Source organism: Sphingobium sp. CECT 9361 (genome assembly GCF_918741285.1).
In the GTDB taxonomy this organism is placed as follows: domain Bacteria; phylum Pseudomonadota; class Alphaproteobacteria; order Sphingomonadales; family Sphingomonadaceae; genus Sphingobium.
In genome coordinates this window covers 1-5,172 of sequence record NZ_CAKKNC010000056.1, presented here as the reverse complement: position 1 = coordinate 5,172, position 5,172 = coordinate 1, and the positions used below count along the sequence as shown (strand labels likewise).

Annotated in this window: 3 protein-coding genes and 1 pseudogene; 2 read left to right on the top strand and 2 right to left on the bottom strand. The window is 60.7% G+C overall.

Going from position 1 to position 5,172, the window contains the following annotated elements:
* Nucleotides 1-821 precede the first annotated feature (821 nt).
* Together LQ220_RS24630 and LQ220_RS24625 are read right to left on the bottom strand one after the other, a co-directional pair.
* Nucleotides 822-1,975 (bottom strand): IS3 family transposase gene (locus LQ220_RS24630; RefSeq protein ID WP_230190606.1). Its coding sequence is split into 2 segments (ribosomal slippage): nucleotides 822-1,717 and nucleotides 1,717-1,975, totalling 1,155 coding nucleotides; the frame shifts between segments, so codons are not numbered across the junction.
* Between the two features lie 83 nt (nucleotides 1,976-2,058).
* Nucleotides 2,059-2,369, bottom strand: a pseudogene (locus tag LQ220_RS24625) (transposase); the annotation flags it as partial.
* A gap of 716 nt (nucleotides 2,370-3,085) precedes the next feature.
* Between LQ220_RS24625 and LQ220_RS24620 the strand changes: the two are divergent.
* Together LQ220_RS24620 and LQ220_RS24615 are read left to right on the top strand one after the other, a co-directional pair.
* A complete protein-coding gene (locus tag LQ220_RS24620; protein ID WP_230190605.1) occupies nucleotides 3,086-4,366 on the top strand; it encodes an FAD-dependent oxidoreductase in 1,281 nt (426 codons plus the stop codon).
* Between the two features lie 80 nt (nucleotides 4,367-4,446).
* Nucleotides 4,447-4,872 carry a cupin domain-containing protein gene (locus LQ220_RS24615; RefSeq protein WP_230190604.1) on the top strand — a complete coding sequence of 142 codons (426 nt, stop codon included), beginning with the start codon at nucleotides 4,447-4,449 and terminating at the stop codon, nucleotides 4,870-4,872.
* The last annotated feature ends 300 nt before the right edge of the window (nucleotides 4,873-5,172 follow it).

Sequence of the window (5,172 nt, the reverse complement as noted above, 5' to 3'; positions counted from 1 at the left end):
ACAATACCAGCGCACCGCCCACAGGATCACATCACCCTGGAAATGGCGCCACTTGAAATCCGTCATCGTTCCGTCCGTCCAATCTCCGCCAAGCATGCTCAAGCTTCACGATTTTTGCAACAGAGCCATTGTGCTTCGTCGCACGCCGCGTCGACCTCGACCGCGCCACCATGCCTCAACGACACAAGCCACTTGCCGCTGCCAGGCTCAAGCACGTCGCTGCCGCTGGCGCGTGAGCCAACCCAGGGACCATCTAATGCCAGTTCAAGCTCGCTTCGCATTTGCCTCTCTCCCGCATTTTTTCTCAGAGCATGCTCATCTCCATCGATCAGGGCCTTGTGCGTCCCTTGGAGGACATGCTCCTTCAGACTTCAGCTATGATTGCTTTGCACGGTTGCACTGTGCCTTGCGGCCGCGAGGCGGCAGTGGCATTGTCGCGCCTCCAGCAGGCCTATACTGCATCCAGGACGCCGGCTGGTCAGTTGACCGGGCTTGATAGCGCTTTCCGACGCTCGCGTGCGCTTCAACTGCGCGTGGCCGATTGCAAATAGACTCCGATTCTGTCGGCGAGCGCTGAGCCACGCGCGTCTCCTCCTTGTCTTGAACTATAAAGCATGGAAAGGACTGCGCAAGCAGTATACTGCAGGACTCTTGGACGGTGAGCGCCGGAGGCGGGCACTCCAGCAACGCCGTGGGCAATAGGAGACTCGAGGGAGCCTATCCTATCCGGATGCGAGGCAAAGGGTCGCCAAGCAGAAGCGGTGGGAGCGGCCTGACGGGCGGCCAACGTGTGAGCTGCTGCCGGTTTGGTGGACAGGCAGTTAAGCAGGAACCGCCTGGTTTTCGTATTCGACTGGGCTGAGATAGCCCAGCGTCGAGTGCCTGCGTCGCGGATTGTAGAAGCGTTCGATGTAATCGAACACGTCGGCTTTTGCCTCGTCGCGCGTGCGGTAGGTCTTCCTGGCTGTGCGCTCGGTCTTCAGCGAGGAGAAGAAGCTCTCCATCGCGGCGTTGTCCCAGACATTGCCCGAGCGGCTCATCGAGCAGGTGATGCCGTGGTCCGCCATCAGCCGCTGGAACTGCTCGCTCGTATATTGGCTGCCCTGGTCCGAGTGATGGAGGAGCGCATCGGGCTTTCCGCGACGCCAGATCGCCATCATCAGTGCATCGGTCACCAGCCCTGCGGTCATCGTCGCCTGCATCGACCAGCCAACGACGCGACGCGAGAACAGGTCGATGACGGCAGCCACGTAGAGCCAGCCTTGGGCTGTCCAGATGTAGGTGAAGTCGGCGATCCATTTCTCGTTTGGCCGGCTCGCGGTGAACTGGCGATCAAGCGTGTTCGGCGCGACAGCGCCCATCTGCCTGTCATCGGCATCGACAGGACGAGCGCGACGGCGCGGACGGGCGCGGTAGCCATGAAGACCCATCAGCCGCTCGATGCGGTGCAGGCCGCAGGAGAAGCCCTCGGCAAGCACATCGCGCCAGACGCGCCTGGCGCCATAGGTGCGGTCGCTGCCAAGAAAGCTGGTCCGGATGGCGGTGGCGAGCTGCTCGTCGCTGCGTGCCCTGGTGCTGGGCGAACGCGTCAGCCAAGCATGAAAGCCGCTTCGCGAGACACCGAGAGCCTCGCACATCCACGCCACCGGCCAGATTCCTCGGTGCTTCGCAACAAAGCCGAACTTCACATCGACTCCTTCGCGAAATAGGCCGCGGCTTTTTTTAGGATGTCGCGCTCCGCCTTGAGCTTGGCCACCTCACGTCGAAGCCGTTCGATCTCGAGCTGCTCCGGCTTCTTCTGCCCGTGCCCAGGAAACGGCGTGACCGGATCGGCCGCATGCGCCTTGACCCAGCGCGTCAGCACCGTCGGGTGCAGCCCCAAGTCCCGGGCCGCCTGCGCGATCGAAACGCCGCGCTCCCTCACCAGCTTCACCGCCTCGAGCTTGAACTCCTCGCTGAACTTCCTTCGATCCATTCTGAAACCTCCGGCTTCATCATGACACCTTAGCCAGGTGTCCGTGAAACCGGCAGCAGCTCACTCACTTCGAGGGCTCGGAGAAGATGCCGATGGCCTTTTTTAAAATGTCGCGCTCCATGCGCGTGCGGTCGAGCTCACGCTTCAACCGTGCGATCTCGGCTGCTTGGTCGGCAGGCGATGGCAGCGACGATGCCGCAGCGGGTGACGATGTCGCTTGCCCAGCCCGCGAGCGCGGCTGCCCGCCATGCTGGATCGCCCGCCAGCTCCGCAGCATCGACGGCTGAATGCCCAGCTCGGCGGCAATCTGCGTCTGCGGCCGCCCGCTGCTCTCCAGCAAGGCAACCGCTTCGCGCTTGAACTCCGGCGTGAACTCCCGCCTCGTCTTCGTCATCAGATCACCTTCCTCGCTCCCGCAGGAACGTATCAGAGGTGTCCATCAAATCGAGGGAGGATCACATGCTGGTTCCGCTCGCAACAAGGCCCGCCCAGGCAGCGCAGGCCCGCCACGGTAGACATGCGGGAAACACCCTCGCTGTCATGCGGTGGCTGGTGCGCGCGCCATGGCCTGCTGCGTCATCAATTCAGATCGCCTATGCATGCAGATCGCACTTGCTGCCTGGATGCCTTCGGGTTTTGACCGGGTGCACCGCCAAGGCGTGATCCGGTTTGAGGTGGACCAGCTAATAGCCGTCTTGGAATACGTGCATCTGTGTTGAGGGAAACAAAGGACCCGCTCGTGTCGCGCAGCCTATTGCAATTTATTGCATTGACTTTAGCATCAGTGGCGTTGGATAGTGCATGCTGGATGCGACCGCATGCGTGTGTACGCTTATTGGGCTAGGAATTGATGCAGGATAGTGCACTAACCGGCCGTCGAACCCCGGTTCCTATAAGTCTTGTATCGCAACTCGAAAGCGTTTCGGATCTGCTCATCAACATCGGGCGGCAAAATAAGAGGAAGAGGTCATGGGGAAGGCGAGCGAGTCTAAAGCGAGGCTAAGCCGGCGGAGCCTGCTCTTGGGCGGCCTAGCTGTCGCAGGTGCAGGGGCTGGGGGCTATGCGCTCATGAGCCGCCCAAAGACTGCATCGGCAGCGGAGCGGGAGGAAATGCTTGCCGAGAATTTCAGGGGCGTGCCTTACTGGTGGGATGAGCTCGGCGTCGAGCCGCCTTCACAAGGTGAGTTGCTTGATAACGTTGACTTCCTCGTCGTGGGCGCAGGTTTCTCCGGACTCTCCGCGAGCCGCACGCTGGCGGCGCATGGTGCAAAGGTTCTCGTGGTGGACGCTGAGCGGCCCTTCTACGGCGCCAGCTCACGTAATTGCGGATTCTTCGGACAGGCCTTCGAGAACGTTGATGATATTTCTACGCCCGAGGGCCGGGCGTATTTCGACGAGTTCCTCGCGAGCAGCGCCCACCTTCGGCAGCTGATGGACGAGGATGGAATCGATGCCGCCGTGCGCTATGGGCGTTACCACGTGGCCACCCATGCTTCCCATTTTGACGAAATGAAGAAGAGCACAAGGAAGCTCCACGATTCGTACAAGTTCCGATACGATGTTATCGAGCCAGGTGAGGCAAAAGCATTCTTCAACTCGCCAAGCGCGGCGCAGGGCGGCATTTTCATGCCTGATGCGCCATTCTTGCAGCCGGCGAGGCTATCTTACGGGAACTATCTCGGTGCCGTTCGAAAGGGTGCGCATATCGTTGGCAACACCCGCGTCGTCGACATTGAGCGAGAAGCCGACGGGCGTTTCCTTGCCACGACGAGCCGAGGAAAGGTTCGCGCACGAGGTGTGCTGCTTGCGGTTGGCGGCTATGGCGCACCTGACTTTGGTGCGCTGAACAACGTCGTCCCGGTTCACGCGTATCATATTGCGACAACGCCGCTGACGCCTGAGCAGATGGCGTCGGTCTGGAAGAAGCCGATGACCATGAACAACTCGAAGACCAACTTCGAGATCGTCATACCGTCCCCTGATGCGACGCGTCTCCTGATCTGCGGCCGTACCGGCGTCCGATACGAGTCGACCGAGGCAATGGCAGTCGATCTGTGCAGAGTTGCCCGTGAGATGTTCCCGCAATTGGGCGAGATCCGCGCTGCCAACGGCTGGCAAGGCATATTCGGGATGACGTTCACTCACGACAAGCATCTTTTCCGCGACGAAGAAGGGGTCCTTTACCTGACCGGAGACAATGGCTCGGGTGTCGGGCGGATGCATTGGCTTGGTCACAAAGCGGCGCTCCAGCTGTTGGGCTTGCCAGAAGGAAAGACGGTGTCGGCCAAAAGTGAGCCACCGCCGACATTCCCTCTCTACTTTGGTGGCAGCGACTGGTTCGTGCCAGGGGCGGTCGCTTTCTACGACTTCAAGGATGAGTTCAACTTCTGAGGACATCTGTCTGGCGGCTTAGCTTGCGCTTTGCCAACGCGAAGCCGCGCTCCGATTGGTCTGCAAATTGGTGAGGAAAAATGAAACATTTTATCGTTTCGGCGCTGCTACTGTCGGCTTCAGCTGTTCACGCGCATGGCGGCGCCACGGGTGCAGCGACGACCCGAGTAGCGACATCGACCGCGGACGACGTTGACTTCAAGCCGAGTATAAAATCGGCCGACGGAAAGCATCAGTCGCATTCGCGGGCGCTCCCGAGCCCGCACGGCATGACCAACGTTCATATGGGCGTCTGGAAGGCGGAACCCGGCGAATACCGGCACCCCGGCAGTGAGTCCGGCGAAACCTTCGTCGTGACTCACGGGCGTGGCAAGATCGTGATCGCTGGTGCTGGAGAGCACCAATTGATGCCCGGTACCATTATCACAATTCCGCCGAAGACTGCGTCGGCGCTTACGGTAGATCAACCGCTGCGGAAATTCTCGACCGCAATCCAGCCAAGGTGAAGCGAGGCGAGCACTGCTCGCCATCCGGTCGCTGACCCGCTCTCGATAAACCCGCTACCCGTCCGAGCATCTTCGCCCGGCCGCAGGAGACGGGTGCTCGCAACACTGTGTGACATCAGAACAGAACAGGGGAGGTACAGATATGGCATTGAGGCATTTCAGGTGCAGTTCGAGCGGCTCTGTTGCAAAGATTGGCGGCAGTCAGAGGTAGGCTGTCGCTCTGCGCCGATCAGGCGGCTGCTGCGAAATGGTGGTTGAGCATGCCCATGGCCTCCGTCAGCGCCGAGGGCCCAATGCCAA

What these genes read in the sequence shown, in the direction of transcription:
- LQ220_RS24615 (WP_230190604.1), top strand. Translation starts at nt 4,447, where the DNA reads ATGAAACATTTTATCGTTTCGGCGCTGCTACTGTCGGCTTCAGCTGTT.
- LQ220_RS24620 (WP_230190605.1), top strand. Translation starts at nt 3,086, where the DNA reads ATGCTTGCCGAGAATTTCAGGGGCGTGCCTTACTGGTGGGATGAGCTC.